General features: G+C 41.1%; 11 protein-coding genes and 1 pseudogene. 8 read left to right on the top strand and 4 right to left on the bottom strand.

Annotated features, from left to right (window positions below; all coding sequences use genetic code 11):
* Positions 1 to 28 precede the first annotated feature (28 nt).
* A pseudogene (locus tag HMPREF2877_RS09775) lies at positions 29 to 2,071 on the top strand (bifunctional 2',3'-cyclic-nucleotide 2'-phosphodiesterase/3'-nucleotidase); the annotation flags it as partial.
* Between the two features lie 41 nt (positions 2,072 to 2,112).
* Here HMPREF2877_RS09775 and nrdI read toward each other — a convergent pair.
* Complete coding sequence (nrdI, locus tag HMPREF2877_RS09770; RefSeq protein WP_002883589.1) at positions 2,113 to 2,571, bottom strand: class Ib ribonucleoside-diphosphate reductase assembly flavoprotein NrdI; 459 nt, start codon at positions 2,569 to 2,571, stop codon at positions 2,113 to 2,115.
* Positions 2,572 to 2,738: 167 nt separating this feature from the next.
* Here nrdI and HMPREF2877_RS09765 point away from each other — a divergent pair, with 167 nt between their 5' ends.
* The 4 genes from HMPREF2877_RS09765 to ilvA all read left to right on the top strand — a co-directional run bounded on the left by HMPREF2877_RS09765 (position 2,739) and on the right by ilvA (position 10,917).
* On the top strand, positions 2,739 to 4,958 hold the full coding sequence (locus tag HMPREF2877_RS09765; protein WP_002886425.1) for a RelA/SpoT family protein: 2,220 nt from the start codon (positions 2,739 to 2,741) through the stop codon (positions 4,956 to 4,958).
* A gap of 12 nt (positions 4,959 to 4,970) precedes the next feature.
* A complete protein-coding gene (gene dtd, locus HMPREF2877_RS09760) occupies positions 4,971 to 5,414 on the top strand; it encodes a D-aminoacyl-tRNA deacylase (RefSeq protein WP_002886426.1) in 444 nt (147 codons plus the stop codon).
* A 380-nt stretch (positions 5,415 to 5,794) separates the two neighbouring features.
* On the top strand, positions 5,795 to 9,556 hold the full coding sequence (locus tag HMPREF2877_RS09755) for a glycoside hydrolase family 66 protein (RefSeq protein WP_070579801.1): 3,762 nt from the start codon (positions 5,795 to 5,797) through the stop codon (positions 9,554 to 9,556).
* Positions 9,557 to 9,666: 110 nt separating this feature from the next.
* Entirely contained in the window at positions 9,667 to 10,917 is a 1,251-nt protein-coding gene (ilvA, locus tag HMPREF2877_RS09750) for a threonine ammonia-lyase IlvA (protein WP_002883616.1), read from the top strand.
* A gap of 126 nt (positions 10,918 to 11,043) precedes the next feature.
* On the opposite strand, the gene def is transcribed toward ilvA, so the two are convergent.
* Positions 11,044 to 11,658, bottom strand: coding sequence for a peptide deformylase (def, locus tag HMPREF2877_RS09745; RefSeq protein ID WP_002883663.1), 615 nt, complete (start codon positions 11,656 to 11,658; stop codon positions 11,044 to 11,046).
* Between the two features lie 93 nt (positions 11,659 to 11,751).
* Positions 11,752 to 12,390: a Crp/Fnr family transcriptional regulator gene (locus HMPREF2877_RS09740; RefSeq protein WP_014633674.1), complete on the bottom strand. Its 639-nt coding sequence runs from the start codon at positions 12,388 to 12,390 to the stop codon at positions 11,752 to 11,754.
* Between the two features lie 107 nt (positions 12,391 to 12,497).
* On the opposite strand from HMPREF2877_RS09740, the gene HMPREF2877_RS09735 reads away from it, so the two are divergent.
* Together HMPREF2877_RS09735 and rpsO are read left to right on the top strand one after the other, a co-directional pair.
* The gene (locus HMPREF2877_RS09735) at positions 12,498 to 13,655 is read left to right on the top strand and encodes an MFS transporter (RefSeq protein WP_014633673.1); all 1,158 of its coding nucleotides are present in this window, start codon (positions 12,498 to 12,500) and stop codon (positions 13,653 to 13,655) included.
* Between the two features lie 149 nt (positions 13,656 to 13,804).
* Complete coding sequence (gene rpsO, locus HMPREF2877_RS09730) at positions 13,805 to 14,074, top strand: 30S ribosomal protein S15 (RefSeq protein WP_002883618.1); 270 nt, start codon at positions 13,805 to 13,807, stop codon at positions 14,072 to 14,074.
* A 216-nt stretch (positions 14,075 to 14,290) separates the two neighbouring features.
* On the opposite strand, the gene HMPREF2877_RS09725 is transcribed toward rpsO, so the two are convergent.
* Positions 14,291 to 14,839, bottom strand: coding sequence for a VanZ family protein (locus HMPREF2877_RS09725; RefSeq protein ID WP_045771737.1), 549 nt, complete (start codon positions 14,837 to 14,839; stop codon positions 14,291 to 14,293).
* Positions 14,840 to 15,179: 340 nt separating this feature from the next.
* On the opposite strand from HMPREF2877_RS09725, the gene HMPREF2877_RS09720 reads away from it, so the two are divergent.
* Positions 15,180 to 17,747 carry an SEC10/PgrA surface exclusion domain-containing protein gene (locus HMPREF2877_RS09720; RefSeq protein ID WP_048790375.1) on the top strand — a complete coding sequence of 856 codons (2,568 nt, stop codon included), beginning with the start codon at positions 15,180 to 15,182 and terminating at the stop codon, positions 17,745 to 17,747.
* Positions 17,748 to 17,862: the final 115 nt, after the last annotated feature.

Genomic DNA, 17,862 nt, shown 5'->3' with positions numbered 1-17,862 from the left:
CGCTATTTTTAATGTTTTTTTCAAATAAAAAGCCCGTGAAACTAATCCCAATACGGTCTTAGTGGACAGTGGGGATACGATCCAGGGAACTCCTTTTGGGACTTATAAGGCTTTGATTGACCCTGTTGCCCAAGGTGAGACTCACCCTATGTATAAGGCTTTTGAGATGCTTGGGTATGACGCCGAAACGCTTGGAAACCACGAGTTTAACTATGGTCTAGAATTTTTGGATCGTATGGTTAAGGCTGCTAAGATTAACATTATTAATGCCAATGTGCGTAATGCTCAGACTGGTGATTACTATTACAACCCTTATAAGATTGTTAACAAGACCTTTACTGATACGGACGGCAAACAGGTAACACTAAAAATCGGTATTACTGGTGTCCTTCCAACACAGATTTTGGTTTGGGATAAGGCCAACCTTGAAGGTAAGGTAACTGTTGATGATCCAATGGAGGCTGTTAAGGCTATCGTTCCTAAGATGAAGGCTGCAGGAGCTGACTTTATCCTTGTTGCTGCTCACTCTGGTATTGGTGACAATGAATACACTAAGAATGAGGAAAATGAAGGTTACCAAATTGCTGGTATCGAAGGCGTTGATGCTGTTGCGACAGGGCATTCTCACGCTGATTTCCCAAATGGAGATGGCACAAGTTTTTATGCAAAATACCCTGGTGTAGATGATGTCAATGGTCTCATCAATGGGAAGCCCGTGGTTATGGCTGGTAAATTCGGAGATCATCTAGGTATCATGGATGTCAAATTGACTTACACGGACGGCAAATGGAAAGTTGTCAATAGTAAGGCTAAGCTTGAAAAGATTGATACTAAGTCAGATGTTGCGGACAAGGACTTAATTGACATGGCAGCTCATGACCATAATGGAACAATCAACTATGTACGTAAGGAAGTTGGTGAGACTACTGCACCAATTACTAGCTACTTTGCTCAGGTTCAGGATGATCCATCTATTCAAATCGTTAATAATGCACAACTATGGTATGCTAAAAAACAAGTAGCGGGAACAGCAGATGAGAATCTTCCACTCCTCTCAGCTGCAGCACCTTTCAAGGCAGGGACTCGTGGGGATGCGACCTACTATACCGATATCCCAGCTGGCCCATTGGCCATTAAGAACGTCGCAGACCTCTACCTCTACGACAATGTTACTGCCCTACTCAAAGTGACTGGGGCACAAATTAAAGAATGGTTGGAAATGTCTGCAGGACAGTTCAATCAAATTGATCCTAACAGCAAAGAACCACAGCAACTCATTAACAGTAGCTATCGCTCATACAATTATGATGTGATTGATGGGTTGACTTATAAGTTTGATTTGACACAACCTAACAAATACGATCGCGAAGGTAAGTTGGTTAACCCAGACGCTAGCCGTGTTCGTGACTTGGCTTATCAAGGTAAACCTATTGATTTGAATCAGACTTTCCTTGTCGTGACTAACAACTATCGTGCGACTGGTAACTTCCCTGGTGTTAAAGATGCTGCCGAAAAACGCCTCCTCAATCTTGAGAATCGTCAGGCCATCATTGATTATATCGTTAGCGAGAAGACAATTAACCCAACTGCCGATGGAAATTGGAGTTTCGTCCCTAATATTACGAATGCAGATATCCGTTTTGCCTCATCTGACAATGCGCGTGCCCACCTTGCTGGTCAGGATGCCATTAGTTATGTAGGACCATCAACACAAGCAGGATTTGCAGAGTACCGCTTGATTGTTAAGGAAAAGACAAATCAAGTTGAGGATACGACTAATAAAGAATCTGAGAAGTCACCAAAAGGTTCTGAGACAGCGGATCAAACTAAGCGTGAGACACCAAAAGCTACTGTAGGTGCCAGCGTGGCTAAACCTGCCCCAGCTATCCAATTGTCAAATGCTCAAGTCGTTATCTTGCCTCAAGCTCAAGTACAAGAAGCTCAAGGTTCAAGTTCAGTTAAGGCCTTGCCAAACACTGGTTCAGACGAATCTGTGTCAGCAACTTTAGCTGGTCTGGTTCTTATGACCTTGGCTGGGTTCTTTGGAATTAAAAAACACGAAAAAAATTAAGCAAAGGAAAAAGCCCCTGACAGGGCTTTTTTGCTCTAGTTTTAGCGTTGGTTAAAGTTCTTTTGGGCTTCTAGGATAATAGGTGCCAGACGTTCGATATCAGACTGTGTGCCGCGTAGCTCGAAGTCTCCCAACATTGGGAAGCCAAAACGTTGACTGTACTGTTTGGCGGTTAGGCAGTACTGGTTATTGAAGTTACGGTTACCAGAACCGATGATACCAAAACAACGTTCGTGATTGCCATGGGCCGCGATAAAGTCACCCAGTGGATTGGTTAGGATCTCAACATCTCCATTGTCAACGCCATTTCCTCCTTCAAGGTAGGTTGGTAAGAGTGCGACAAAGGGTTCATCTACTTGGAAGGTTTCATGATTAAGCTCTTTAATATTGATTTGGCGACATTCAATCCCGTGGTTGAGGGACAAATAGTCAGACATACGTTTGACAAAGCTTTGTGTATTACCACTTAGACTAATATAAACGAGGGTAAGTTGAGACATAAGCGTCCTCTTTCTATCTATATCTTGTGTTTGTTCAATCATTCTAACACAAGATATTGTGCTTTTCAAGTTAGCTCCTTGTGCTTAAGAATTGCCTATCTAGCTCTTTTTCTTTACTTGTAAAAGTGATAAAATAAAGGTTATTAAAAGAAGCGAAGGAAGAAATCATGGCTAAAGATAAAAATGTAACAGGAGAAGAAATTTTAGACATTTGCTCGGCCTACATGTCAGCAGATGATTTGAAATTAGTTGAAAAAGCCTGGCATTATGCGACAGATGCTCATAGTGGGCAATTTCGTCAGTCAGGAGAACCTTATATTATTCACCCTATTCAAGTGGCAGGTATCTTGGCAGATCTCCATCTTGATGCAGTGACAGTAGCCTGTGGTTTCTTACACGATGTCGTTGAAGACACCGAAAAAACGCTTGATGATTTGGAAGCGGATTTTGGTACAGATGTACGAAATATCGTGGACGGTGTTACTAAGCTTGGTAAGGTTGAGTACAAGTCTCACGAGGAACAGTTGGCTGAAAATCACCGTAAAATGCTTATGGCCATGTCTAAGGATATCCGTGTCATCTTGGTTAAATTGGCCGACCGTTTGCACAATATGCGTACCCTTAAGCATCTTCGTAAGGATAAGCAAGAGCGCATTTCTCGCGAAACTATGGAAATCTATGCTCCTTTGGCCCACCGTCTGGGTATTAGTCGTATCAAATGGGAATTGGAAGACATGTCCTTCCGTTACCTTAATGAGGTGGAATTCTACAAGATTTCTCACATGATGAAGGAAAAACGTCGTGAGCGTGAGGAACTTGTGGACGAGATTGTCGATAAAATTAAGACTTACACAGCTGAACAAGGACTTGTTGGTGATGTTTATGGTCGTCCAAAGCATATCTACTCTATTTACCGTAAGATGCGCGACAAGAAAAAGCGCTTCGATCAAATTTATGATTTGATTGCCATCCGTTGTGTCATGGAGACGCATAGTGATGTTTATGCTATGTTGGGATACATCCATGAGCTCTGGCGTCCGATGCCTGGCCGTTTTAAAGACTATATTGCTAATCCTAAATCCAATGGTTACCAGTCTATCCATACAACGGTTTATGGGCCAAAAGGACCTATTGAAATCCAAATCCGTACCAAGGAAATGCACCAAGTTGCCGAATACGGGGTTGCAGCTCACTGGGCTTATAAGAAAGGTATCAAGGGCAAGGTAGATTCGAAAGAGTCTGCTTTGGGAATGAACTGGATTAAAGATCTTGTTGAACTTCAAGACGCCTCAAATGGTGATGCTATGGGGTTTGTTGACTCTGTTAAAGAGGATATCTTCTCAGAGCGTATTTATGTCTTTACGCCAAATGGTGCTGTTCAGGAACTGCCTAAAGATTCAGGACCTATTGACTTTGCCTATGCCATCCATACTCAAGTCGGTGAGAAGGCCACAGGTGCTAAGGTTAATGGCCGTATGGTGCCCTTGACTGCCAAACTCAAGACAGGTGATGTGGTTGAGATTGTTACCAATGCCAATTCCTTTGGTCCTAGCCGTGACTGGATTAAGATGGTTAAGACCACCAAGGCCAGAAATAAAATTCGTCAATTCTTTAAAAATCAGGACAAGGAAGCCTCTATCACCAAGGGTCGTGAGCTTTTGATTGCCTACTTCCAAGAGCATGGTTATGTTGCCAATAAGTACCTAGACAAGAAACATATTGAGGAAATTCTCCCCCGTATGAGTGTGCGTAGTGAAGAAGCTCTCTATGCCGCTGTTGGTTTTGGTGAAATTAGTGCTGCTGCTGTTTTCAATCGTTTGACAGAAAAAGAACGCCGTGAGGAAGAGCGTGCGAAGGCAAAAGCTGAAGCTGAAGAGCTAATGAACGGTGGCGAAGTTAAGACTGAGAAGAAAGAAGTTCTCAAGGTTAAGAGTGAAAATGGCGTCATCATTCAAGGTGCTTCAGGTCTCCTCATGCGTATCGCTAAGTGCTGTAACCCAGTACCTGGAGATGAGATTGAAGGTTATATCACCAAGGGCCGTGGAATTGCTATTCACCGTTCAGATTGTAATAATATCAAGAGTCAAGAAGGTTATGAGCAACGTCTAATCGAAGTGGAGTGGGATGAACGTAATGCCAATAAATCTTATTTGGCAGAGATTGACATCTATGGCCTTAACCGTTCTGGTCTATTGAATGATGTTCTTCAAATCTTGTCAAATACGACCAAGAGCATTGCTACGGTCAATGCACAACCGACTAAGGACATGAAGTTTGCCAATATTCACGTTAGCTTTGAAATTGCAAACCTTATTGAATTGACTGGTCTTGTGGATAAGATTAAAATTATCCCTGATGTTTACAGTGTTAAACGTACGAATGGTTAAGGAGTTACTGCGATGAAGATTGTAATTCAGCGTGTGCAAAGTGCCTCTGTGGTTATTGAGGATTGTACGGTTGGCGCTATTAAGCAGGGACTCTTACTCTTGGTTGGAGTTGGTCCCGAGGACACCAAAGAGGACCTAGAGTATGCAGTTCGTAAGATTGTCAATATGCGCATTTTTTCAGATGAAGATGGCAAGATGAATCTTTCTGTTAAGGATATTGGTGGCCAAATTTTGTCGATTTCTCAGTTTACGCTTTTTGCAGATACGAAAAAGGGGAATCGACCAGCATTTACGGGTGCTGCAAAGCCCGACATGGCTAGCCAGTTCTATGACGATTTCAACCAATCCTTGTCAACTCATGTTCCTGTAGAAAGAGGACGTTTTGGCGCAGATATGCAGGTTAGTCTGGTTAATGACGGACCTGTGACCATTATTTTAGATACTAAAAATCGATAAACAAACCATTTCTCGCCTTGTGTGAGAGGTGGTTTTTTATTCTCATCGCATGAACTATTTAGGTGATGGATTTTCATTATTTGGGATTTATTTTTGTCATTTTAAGTAGACTGAATCAAGTGAATATTTAATGAAATTAGAAAATGTTATTCTCAAATTTCTGAAAAAACCTGACCATTCATGATGAAAAAATTACCGTTTACGAGGATTACCGGAAATTCCCTTGTCTTACAAAAAAGATTAAGTTAACATTAGTTTCATAAGAAACACCAAGCGATTTTTATGAAACTAAAAATAACTCGAGTTTACAGCATGCAAATACAAATAGTGATAATTTGAAACGCCGAGGTGATTTAAACTTTTTAGAGGGATAGAGAGATATGTCAAAGAAAGTAGCGTCAACTAAATTATTATCAGGTTTGTTTGTAGCCGGTGGTGTCCTAGGGATGAATCAAGTCGCCAAGGCAGATAACGTGGTCAGTTCAGAAGCAACAAAACCAGTTATTACAACTGAAGCAGATAACTTGGTGGTGGTACCGACTGAGGCCGTTGCTCCAGTAGCGACAACAGAAGTAGGTCCATCATCTGCCGCTGTTGCGACAGATACTGCAACAATAGCGACAGCTTCTACAATCTTTTCACAAGCTGTGCCAGCAGAGAGTGCTAGCTCAGAAACGCTTGTAGCCAGTGAAGCACTAGCTCCTGAATCAGCTGCTGTGGAAACCATCACATTATCATCTGATAATGCTACTGAAGCAGGACGCCATTCAACTGCTCAAGTAACACCAGTTACAGAAGTGACAGAGCAAAACTTGAATGGTGATGCCTACTTGACAGATCCAGAAACAACAAAAGCAGCTTATAGCAAGACAGATGGTGATATTAATTATTCCGTTGTTGTATCTAATCCAACAGCAGAAACTAAGACGATGACTGTCAACTTGACACTTCAACATGCTTCAGAAATTATCGGTCAAGATAACGTTGACCTCACGCTAGCGGCAGGAGCTTCAGCTAAGGTTTCAAACTTGACAGTAGCGTCAGAGTGGTTGACAAACAATACAGGTTACTTAGTGACAATCAGTGTCAACGATAAATCAGGTAGTACTTTGTCAAGCAAGCGTGCTGGCTTGTCTGTTGAAGATGATTGGACAGTTTTCCCACGTTACGGTATCGTAGCAGGTTCGCCAACTGATCAAAACAGTATTCTTGTTAAAAATCTTGAAGCCTACCGTAAAGAGCTTGAGCTCATGAAGTCTATGAATATCAACTCATACTTCTTCTATGATGCATATAGTGAAGCTACAGATCCTTTCCCAGAGGGTGTTGATAGCTTTGTTCAAAAATGGAATACCTGGAGTCACACTCAGGTTGATACTAAGGCTGTTAAAGAATTAGTTGATCAAGTGCATAAGTCAGGTGCTGTTGCCATGCTTTATAACATGATTTCAGCAGATTCAAATCCAAAGAATCCAGCACTTCCACTTGCTGCTTTGGCTTATAACTTCTACGATAGCTTTGGTAAGAAGGGTGAACCGATGACTTACACTATCGGTGATAACCCAACTCAAGTTTACTATGATCCAGCGAATCCAGATTGGCAAAAATATATCGCAGGTGTCATGAAATCAGCTATGGATCGTATGGGATTCGATGGTTGGCAAGGTGATACAATTGGTGACAACCGTGTGACTGATTATGAGCACCGTAACAGCACAGACGAGGCTGACTCACACATGATGTCTGATTCATATGCGTCATTTATTAATGCCATGAAGGACCTCATCGGTGAAAAGTACTACATCACAATCAATGATGTCAATGGTGGTAATGATGATAAACTAGCCAAGGCACGTCAAGATGTTGTTTATAATGAGCTTTGGACAAACGGTGGTTCAGTTATTCCAGGACGTATGCAGGTTGCCTATGGTGATTTGAAAGCACGTATCGATATGGTACGCAATAAAACTGGTAAATCACTTATCGTTGGTGCCTACATGGAAGAACCAGGTATTGACTATACTGTTCCTGGCGGAAAAGCAACTAACGGTGCGGGTAAAGATGCCCTTGCTGGTAAACCATTGCAAGCTGATGCGACACTTCTCGTAGATGCGACAGTAGCTGCAGCCGGTGGCTATCACATGTCCATTGCAGCCCTTGCCAATGCTAATGCAGCCCTTAACGTTCTTCAAAGTGCTTATTACCCAACGCAATACCTCAGTGTAGCTAGGGACACTATTCGTAAGCTTTACAATTACCAACAGTTCATCACTGCTTATGAAAATCTTCTCCGTGGTGAGGGTGTGACAAACAGCACTCAGTCTGTATCTACAAAGAATGCTTCTGGTGAAATCCTTTCTAAAGATGCTCTTGGTGTGACAGGAAATCAAGTTTGGACATTTGCTAAATCAGGAAAAGGTTTCTCAACTGTTCAAATGATTAATATGATGGGCATCAATGCGGGCTGGCATAATGAAGAGGGTTATGCGGACAATAAAACACCGGACGCTCAAGAAAATCTCACAGTTCGTCTTAGCCTAGCAGGTAAAACGGCTCAAGAAGCTGCTAAAATTGCCGATCAAGTCTATGTGACGTCACCAGATGATTGGGCAACTTCAAGCATGAAGAAGGCACAAGCAAGTCTTGAAACAGATGAAAATGGTCAACCAGTGCTTGTCATTTCAGTTCCTAAACTAACTCTTTGGAACATGCTCTATATCAAGGAAGACACAACAGCAACACCGGTAGAACCAGTTATCTTGAAACCAGTTACTAACCAAGCTGGTAAGAAAGTAGATAATACCGTAACATCTGAAGCAAGCTCAGAAACAGCTAAATCAGAAAATACAACAGTAACCAAAGATTCAGAGTCTCCAACTGATACTAAACCATCTGTTGAAGCTCCTAAACTCGATGAAACAACTAAACCAGCACCATCAGTTGACGAGTTAGTAAACTCAGCAGCTGTTCCAGTGGCGATAGCTGTGTCAGAGACCGCACATGATAAGAAAGATGACAACTCAGTATCTAATACGGATCAAGGTACAGTAGCATCAGATTCAATCACTACACCAGCTTCAGAGGCTGCAAGCACAGCTGCCTCAACAGTCTCATCAGAAGTATCAGAAAGTGTAACAGTATCATCGGAAGCATCAGAAACTGAAAATAGTTCAGTAGCATCAACTTCAGAGTCAGCAATTTCAACGACGACAGCAATTTCAGAATCACATGCAGTAGTTGAACCAGTGGCTTCTTTGACAGAATCAGAGAGTCAGGCAAGTACTAGCCTTGTTTCAGAAACTACAAGCACAATTGTCTCAGTTGCTCCGTCAGAAGTATCAGAAAGCACAACAGTATCATCTAAGGTCTCAGAAACTGATATTATCTCAGAAGCATCAACTTCAGAGACTTCAGCATCTGAATCAGAGACTTCAATCAGCACAGTCGTTTCAGAATCAGAAGTAGTTGAAGAACCAGCTGTTTCATTGACAGAATCAGAAAGTCAAGTGAGCACTTCAGAAGTGACTTCAGCGATTTCAGAAACAGTAAGCACATCTGAGGAAGTCATCCTTGATGGACTATCAGAAAACATCAATAGTTGGAATAGACTCTCTGTAGCTCCTCGCGTCTCAGAAACCTTGCCAAGTACTTCTGAAACGATTACAGAAGCAGCGTCACTCTTTAGCAACTATGCAAGATATTCAGAAACAGCAAGCTCAGAATCCCACTCTATGGTAGCAGCTTCTTCAGAAGCCTCTATTGAAAAATTAGCAGTATCTATCTTGAAAGATACTGAGGGTGGCTTGTACGATGCAACAACAATCAGAAATATTGTTGAGATGATTGATAGCATTACAACAAAGGTCAGCTATACTCGCAGTAGCCGTCAAGACCTTGTCAATACAGCTTCGTCAGATAACACTTACAATGGTAGTCAAGATCTTAACCTTGCAAGTAAGACAACGACGCAAGCAGGTGAAAAAGGAACAACTGAAGATCTTAAGGCTACAATTGCTAAAACAGCAAAATCTCACAAGTGGGGAGAGCATGCTGTAGCTATCCTTACAGCTATTGTCCTTGCAGGTGCGGCAACCCTTGCAGCTCTTCGTAACTTCTTGATGTCAAAAAAAGTTGATAAATAATAAGTAGAACTCTTTGTGTAAACAAGGAGTTTTCTTTATACTGGCTGCTATTTTTTCTGAAAATTGTGATACAATAGAAATAGTTTGAATATTGTGTCAAAGGAGAGCCAATGATTACTGCAAATGATATCGTAAAGGCTAATGAAGTCTTAAAAAACGTGGTGGAACGCACACCACTAGATTTTGATCGCTACTTATCTGAAAAATACGGGGCGACCATTTATATTAAAAAAGAAAATATGCAAAAGGTACGCTCTTTCAAATTGCGTGGAGCCTACTATGCTATCCATCAATTGAGTGATGAGGATAAGGCGCGTGGTGTGGTTTGTGCATCAGCCGGAAACCATGCTCAGGGGGTTGCCTACACTTGTAACGAGATGAAGATTCCGGCAACCATCTTTATGCCAGTAACAACGCCTCTCCAAAAAATTGGTCAAGTCCGTTTCTTTGGTGGCAAGTTTGTAACAATCAAATTGGTAGGAGATACCTTTGATGCTTCTGCTCAAGCAGCACAGGAATATACCAAGTCTGAAGGGATGACTTTCATTGATCCATTCGACGATTATAATGTCCAAGCAGGTCAAGGAACTGTTGCTTATGAAATTTATGAGCAGGCTCAAGAGGAAGGTGTTTCCTTCGATAGTATCTTGGTTCCAGTAGGTGGTGGCGGCCTTATCTCTGGTGTAGCTACTTATATCAAGGATGTAGCACCGTCTATGGAGGTTATTGGTGTTGAGGCTAGTGGTGCTCGTAGTATGCGTGCTGCCTTTGACCGTGGTTATCCTGTAAAACTCGAAGAAATTGATAAGTTTGCGGACGGGATTGCTGTTCAAAAGGTAGGTGTCAAGACCTATGAAGTCGCACGTAAATATGTTGACCGCCTCTTGGGAGTTGATGAAGGCTTGATTTCAGAAACCTTAATTGATATGTACTCTAAGGTTGGTACCATTGCAGAACCCGCAGGTGCGGCGTCAGTAGCGGCTTTGGAAGTGATTAAAGATGAGATTAAAGGAAAAACCATCGTCTGCATCATTTCAGGTGGTAACAATGACATCAACCGTATGCCAGAGATGGAAGAACGTGCGCTTATCTACGATGGTATCAAGCATTACTTTGTGGTTAACTTCCCACAACGTCCTGGTGCCCTTCGTGAATTTGTAAATGATATCTTGGGACCAAATGATGATATCACTCGTTTTGAGTACATCAAACGAGCTAATAAAGGAAAAGGCCCAGTTCTCATTGGTATAGCTCTTAGCGATAAGAACGACTATGATGGACTTCTCGAACGTCTTTCGGCCTTTGACCCAAGTTATATCAACCTTCACGGTAACGAAACACTTTACAATATGCTTGTCTGAGGACAGGTTCAGACCAATGAAAAAAGAATCGACGAAGTCGGTTCTTTTCTACTTTAACTTAGCTATAAAGTGGCACTAAGGCCTTATCTTCAAACTAAAACCCCAGTATTTCTACTGAGGTTTTCTTTATTCGATAATTAAGAGTCCATCTTTGATGGCGAATGGATTGTCTTTATTGATGCGGTCGTAGAACATGATACCGTTAGTATGGTCGATTTCATGTTGAACAACGATTGAGTTGTAACCACGGAGTTTAACACGTTGCTTTTCGCCCTCTTTGTTGAAGTATTCAACAGTTACTCGAGCATGACGAACCACGTAACCAGGAACGTCGCGGTCAACTGAGAGGCATCCTTCGCCATCGCCCAAAGCAGCATCCTGAACAGAATGGGCAACTACTTTAGGGTTGTACATGATTTCTTGAAGACTATATGCTTCTTTTGGTGGATTACCTTCAGCGTCTTCAGGGTTTGGAACGAGAACAGCGATAATGCGTTTTGAAATATCTAATTGAGGGGCTGCAAGACCGACTCCCCCACGAAGCCCCATTTTTTCGGCAATAACAGGATCTTGTGAGTTACGAAGAAACTGCATCATTTTTTCGCCTAGGATAATGTCTTCGTCTGATAGTGGGAAGGTTACATCTTCAGCGACAGCACGCAAGGTTGGATTTCCTTCGCGAATGATATCATTCATATCAATCATATGGCTGGCGCGGATAATTTTGGTTTGAGCATCCATTTGTTTACCTCTATTTTCTTTGATTTACTTGTTTATAACTATAGCACAAAAGGGTTGAAAATTAAACCATCAAGGGTTAAAGTGAGGCTTTTTCTAATCGATAAAAGCCAGTTTTTCCAAGGTTTGTCTCTCTAAAATACGATAGGTCTTAAAGGCCTCTTTTTCGATAATCCTCTGGTCGATAAATTGTTTGATGACTCGCTGTACATGACGATAGCTAGTCCCAAAACGGGAAGCTAAAATAGATGGCGATAATTGAAAGATATTCTCTTCTTCACTATTCAAAATATGGGTGGCCAGACGCTCTTTGACAGAGTAGCTAGCATTCGTTGAGGCAGTGATACCTTGCTTATGCAGTGCCATAGCCAGGTTACGTCCAATTTGGTAGAGAAAAACAGGGTCTTTGAGGAGTTCTTCTTTATTATTTAATGGGAGCTGTACTGCTTGAACCTCTTCTAAAGCAATGACTGATGATCCTGCTGGTTGGTTGGTCATGAGTTCTACATCTCCCAATATCTGAGGCTGATTGAGCGTTTCTAGGATATGTTCTTTACCATTGAAGAGAGAACGAACAATTTTTACCTTTCCTGATAAAATGTAGGTCAGCTCAGTGATAGCTTGCCCTTGGGTACAAATATAATCGTTCTTTTGAAAGGTGACTTTCTGTAATTGGTTGAGGTAGGGGGGTGGAAAGACCCGGTCAAGTTGAGGTCTTATGGCATGATTACGCATACATCTCCTTTTTTAGGACCTAGGTCCTATTTTTTAAAGTCTCCTTAGATTATAATGAAAAAATAACTATTAGACAAGTAAGGAAAGGATCTTCTTATCCCTATATTATGACACGAACTTTAGAAAAAACGAGCCTGCTTGGGCTATCCTTGCTCTTGATTTCGGCCTTTTCGATTTCAACAGCGTTACCACCTATGTTGGACTACTATAGCCCAACCTTTTCTGCCGCGCAAGTGGAGCTTTTAGTATCTGTCCCTTCATTTTCCGTAGTCACGATGCTCTTGCTTAATTCATTTATTGACAAATGGTTAAGTGATAGACAGCTAATTGTGACTGGATTGCTCTTACTTAGTAGTGCTGGGATTTTTCCTTTTTTTGTACAAGCCTATCCTCTTGTCTTACTGTCACGTATTGCTTTTGGAATGGGGATTGGTCTTATCAATGCTAAGGCGATTGCCATCATCAGTCAACGTTATCAAGGTAAAGAGCGGGTTCAGATGTTAGGTATTCGTGGCTCTATGGAGTTGATTGGTGGAGCTTCTTGTTCCCTTTTGGTTGGACAATTACTGAAAATTCATTGGACCTTTGCCTTTCTTATCTATGGTTTTGGTTTTGTGATTTTGATTATGTATCTCCTTTTTGTGCCAACGATGGAGCAGGTGGAGAAGAAGCAGATTACAAAAAGAAAACAGGTTCTGAACAAAAAAGACCTTGGTATGATTCTTGGCATGGCTCTTTTAGCAGGCTTTGTCATCTGTATCAATTCTTCGATTAGTTTGCGCGTGCCTCTGTTTCAAGTTGCTGGTAAGACTATTGAGAGTGGTCAATCAGCCTTAGTATTGAGTTTAGAGCAGGGAGTTGGAATTGTAGCTGGACTGAGTTTCGCCTCACTTATAGGACATTTTAAAAATCGTCTTTTGCCTATAGTGATGTTCTTGTTAGCGGTTTGTCTCTTTGGGATGTCAGTGGCTGGTAACTTACCGATTTTGATTTTATCTTCAGTTGGTGTTGGTTTCTTTTATAGTATTATTTTGACAATTATCTTTAACCGACTTTCTGAGTCTATTGCTAGAAATCTGTTGAACAAGGCGACAGCCTATGTCCTCTTAGGCTGTAACCTAGGGTCAGCCATTTCCCCTTATGTTTTGAAATTATTGGCACTCATATCTCCAAGTTTTAGTTGGATTTTTCTAGCCTATGCTATTGTAAGTTTCCTACTTTTCCTTGGATTCTTTCTGAATGCAAAAATGACCAAAAAAGTCTAAGCTTCAAAAACTTAATCAGTGAAATCTTGCGATTGACAAAGATTAGTAGATGAGCTAAAATAGAGAGGTCGTAAAGACAAACCAACTCTTTCTTGGTTTTAGGAGAGCCAATCCTAAGACTCGGATGGAGCAAAAAAAGGAGAAAAAACATGGCAATCTCAAAAGAGAAAAAAAATGAAATCATTGCTCAATACGCACGTCACGAAGGTGACACTGGTTCAGTAGAGGTTCAAGTTGCTGTCCTTACTTGGGAAATCAACCACCTTAACGAACACATTAAACAACACAAAAAAGACCACGCTACTTACCGTGGTTTGATGAAAAAAATCGGTCACCGTCGTAACTTGTTGGCATACCTTCGCCGCACAGACGTTAACCGTTACCGTGAGTTGATCAGCTCACTCGGACTTCGTCGTTAATAACGATGCTAAGGGCGTAAAAAATCCGTATGAAAATAGGGGAACGACGTCGTGTTCAAAGAACACAAGGAGTTCCATCTTTTTCACTAGGATTTTAGCCCGAGTTCAAAACAGCTCTCTAGATATAGAGGGCTGTTTTTCTGTATTCATATAAAACTTTCTGACGATGATTAATCTATAGAGCAAAAAAACTCCAAAATTAATTCTGGAAGTTTTTTAACTTAAAATCTTTTTGATAATTGTTTGAAATTGAGGGAGTTGATGAATAGCAGTTCCGATAAGGATACCTAACATATTTAAGGTGATATCTCCCAAATCAAAGACTCCTAAATATCCGAAGTACTGAATGGATTCGACGGAGAAAAGGGTAAGGAGACAGAGTAGGAGATTACTCAATCGTGAAGAAAAGAGGAGTCCCAGAGGGATGAACATTAACAGGTTCATGATGGGAACGAAGTGGCTGCCCCAGTATAATTCCCGAGCGAAGGAAAGGGGGTTAAGTGATAGACCCTGGGTACCAATGTTTTTCAAGAAAAGTAGGTAGAAGAGAGCAAGAAAGTAAATGAAGTAGAGTAGGAGCAGTGTCTGTTTTTTCAGCTTTCTAGTCAGAAGGAGTTTCAAAAAAGCGTAGACAAAGTAACTCAGTAGGACAATAATGACTAGATTGAGTAAGACTTGAAAGTAGGAGCCATAATGGGCGATGTAATGAACGTACTGTTCGAGATGCCCCCTATAAAACCAATAAGACAAGGCCAGTGAGAGCATTCCTAGTAAGATGTTACTCAATGTTTTTAATGTTTTTGCCACTTTGCTCCTCCATTTGCATATAATGAGTACACATTATATCAAAAAAACGTTTAAAGAAAGTTAAGAAACTGTAACGAAGTTTTGATAGAATAAAAGGATAAGGCAGAATCAAAGACTAAAAAAGGACTTTGAAACAGCAACTCTACTTTTGACTAACAATTTAATGATTTTTGTAAACAGGCTATGAAAGCTTATAAAATAATTAAATTTTAAAAATTAGGAGTCAGCATCTTGTTTCAGGATTATTAAAATGTTATTATATAGTAGTGAATTTTTAACATAAAAAGGAGTTCGTCTTATGAATAAAAAGGTTTTGGCGACAGCTGGAATTGCAGCACTTGCAGTTTCTGCTACAGTTGCTAAAGCTGATGAGGTAACGACAAACGATCAAGCCTCAACAACAGCATCAGTATCATCGACAGCTACACAAGCTGTCCCAACTCAAGCCCAAGTCGAAGCGGCTAGAGAAGAAGCCAGCGCTGCAAATCAAGCAGTATCGCAACAAGAGTCAGTTGTTGCTAATCATGAAGCAGCTGCAAACCAGGCTCAAGCAAACCTAGCGACAGCAGATGCTAACTTGCAAAAGGCACAAACAGCAGCCGATGAAGCAAGTCCAGAAACTATTGCTGCCGCTCAAGGTCAAGTAACTACTGCTGAAAATGCAGCTAAGGAAGCTAAGTCAGCAGTCGAAACAGCTCAATCAGCAGAAAAAACTGCTAAAGATGCAGCAGACAAACAGCAAGCTGTCGTTAATACAGATCAAGCTAATGTCAATGCTAAAGCTACTGAAGTGGCTAATGCTCAAAAATCAGTAGATGCCGCTAAAGCAGCTCTTAATGGTTCTAGTGCTTCTGAGGCAGCTTCAAACCAAGCTAAAGCACAATCAGCTTTTGATGCTGCAACAGCAGCTGAGAAAAAAGCTCAAGAAGAATTGGCAGCCGCTCAGGCAGCTGATAAAGAAAAAGCTACTGCTATTGCAGCTAAAGAAGGGCAATTGACTGCAGATCAAAATGCAGCAAACCAAGCTAAAGCAGCTTATGAGACTGCTCAAACAGTAGCTAATGAAAAGGCAGCTGCTCTTGCAGCCGCTGAAGCAGCTAAGAAAAAAGCAGAATCTTCAACAACTTCAACAGCTAATGTTCGTCAAAAATTCTCAGTGTCACAAGAGTATGTCAATGCTCTTAAGATTCATGAGTCTAAAACAGCGACAGCAGCGGAAAAAGCTCAAGCTGAACAAGTCTTGAAGAACGTTAACAAACGTGATCGTGGTAACAATAGTTATCAAGATAATGAAGCGGATAAAAATGTTAAAATTAGTGATTTGAATAACCTTAGTGAAGCTCAAATTACAGATTTGTCATTGTATGCTTCAAGTTTGATTAACCAAATTCGTACAGCTTTTGGTACAACTCAAACATCTGTTTCAAAAGGTAGTGTTCTTGCGGCTGATCGTGTTTCAGATGGTTATGTAGCAGATAACTGGGGTTGGGAATCTATCAGTACGAAACGACATGATAGTGCAGCCCTTGACCGTGCTGGTAAGTCATTTAATAGCGTAAGTATTGGTGAAAATCTTAATACATGGCAAGGTTTGACAGGACCATTTACCCTTAATGACATTAAGAAATATGTTTATGAAGCTATGCTTGACTTCATGTTTAACGGTAAAGAGTGGAACCACGCTCGTTCTATTTCTGGACTTACAGCAGATGGTGGCGAGTCTTACATTGGTACTGATATCAGTGTTGTTGCAGGTGCCTTTAACGTTCACGTAAACAATGTCAATAAAAATTCTATCGCTTCTGATAGTAGCTTTGACACAACTAAGATTGCTAACCCATATGAAGGTAACCAATCTCAATCATCTTCAAATACAAATCTAGCAGCTGCAAAAGCAGCTTATGAAGCTGCTAAGCAAGCTAACAATCAAGCTCAAAGTGACTTGGCTAGCAAGAAAGCGGCTTCTGAGTCAGCAACTCTTAAGCTTAAGAATACTCAGTCAGAACTTGCAGCTCTTAAAGCGACTGCAAGCAAGTTGGCAGCTGCTCAGAATAACCTTTCTGAAAAACAAGCAGCCCTTGCAACTGCTAAATCAGAATTGGAAAAAGCTAACGCTGCAGTTGAAAGCCTTAATGCTAACGCTCAAGAAAAAGCAGCAGCCCTTAGCAAAGCTCAAGCAACTCTTGATGAAAAACAAGCAGAGCTTAAAACAGCTAAAGATAAACTTGCGACAAGTTCTGCAACCTTGCAACGTTTGACAAATGCATACAACGCTGCTAAGCAAGATACTGCTAAGAAACAAGTAGCATTGACACAAGCTAACCAAGCTTTGACTGCTGCTAAGAACCGTCTAGCAGCCCTTACAAATGCTTCAGGTAACCTAGCTAAGGCTAAAGCAGAACGTGCAACAGCCTTTGCCAAACTTACTGCAGCCAAAGGTGCTCTTTCAACTGAACGTGCGAAACTTGTTGAATTGTCAGCTAAGCGTGATAAATTAACGAGCGAATACACGACTGTTCAAACAGCCTTCGATAACTACATGAAAGCTAAGGCAGACAAAGAGCGTCAAACACAATTGGCTAAAGAGTTCGCTAACATTACATCTAAAGGTCTTACACCAGTACCTGTTTACGATGTAGATGGTAAAGTTGTTGCTTTCACAACACAAGAAAAAGTAGCTCAACCTACAACTCAAATTTCTGTAAATTATGGTCAAACCAAAGCTGAGAAACAAGCTCCTGTACAAGAAGCAGACAGCTTGCCAGAAACAGGTGAGTCAACTGCAGCAGGATTCAGCCTTGCAGGTCTCTTTATGACCCTATTGGCCTTCCTTGGATTTGTTGACAGACGTACACGTCGTAACTAATTATAGACAAAAAAACGGCAGATGCCGTTTTTTTATATGTCTGAGAATCTAAAAAAGTTAAGGTTTCGACCTTAACTTTTTCGTTGTGACTTTAAGTCCGTTTCGCTCCGAAGGT

This window comes from Streptococcus sp. HMSC072D03 (assembly GCF_001812855.1).
GTDB classification, from domain to species: domain Bacteria; phylum Bacillota; class Bacilli; order Lactobacillales; family Streptococcaceae; genus Streptococcus; species Streptococcus salivarius_D.
This window is presented reverse-complemented; position numbering and strand designations above follow the sequence as displayed.

Coding starts and splice junctions, on each gene's coding strand:
- HMPREF2877_RS09755 (WP_070579801.1), top strand. CDS start 5,795: ATGTCAAAGAAAGTAGCGTCAACTAAATTATTATCAGGTTTGTTTGTA.
- dtd (WP_002886426.1), top strand. CDS start 4,971: ATGAAGATTGTAATTCAGCGTGTGCAAAGTGCCTCTGTGGTTATTGAG.
- def (WP_002883663.1), bottom strand. CDS start 11,658: ATGGATGCTCAAACCAAAATTATCCGCGCCAGCCATATGATTGATATG.
- nrdI (WP_002883589.1), bottom strand. CDS start 2,571: ATGTCTCAACTTACCCTCGTTTATATTAGTCTAAGTGGTAATACACAA.
- HMPREF2877_RS09765 (WP_002886425.1), top strand. CDS start 2,739: ATGGCTAAAGATAAAAATGTAACAGGAGAAGAAATTTTAGACATTTGC.
- HMPREF2877_RS09735 (WP_014633673.1), top strand. CDS start 12,498: ATGACACGAACTTTAGAAAAAACGAGCCTGCTTGGGCTATCCTTGCTC.
- ilvA (WP_002883616.1), top strand. CDS start 9,667: ATGATTACTGCAAATGATATCGTAAAGGCTAATGAAGTCTTAAAAAAC.
- HMPREF2877_RS09740 (WP_014633674.1), bottom strand. CDS start 12,390: ATGCGTAATCATGCCATAAGACCTCAACTTGACCGGGTCTTTCCACCC.
- HMPREF2877_RS09720 (WP_048790375.1), top strand. CDS start 15,180: ATGAATAAAAAGGTTTTGGCGACAGCTGGAATTGCAGCACTTGCAGTT.
- HMPREF2877_RS09725 (WP_045771737.1), bottom strand. CDS start 14,839: ATGCTCTCACTGGCCTTGTCTTATTGGTTTTATAGGGGGCATCTCGAA.
- rpsO (WP_002883618.1), top strand. CDS start 13,805: ATGGCAATCTCAAAAGAGAAAAAAAATGAAATCATTGCTCAATACGCA.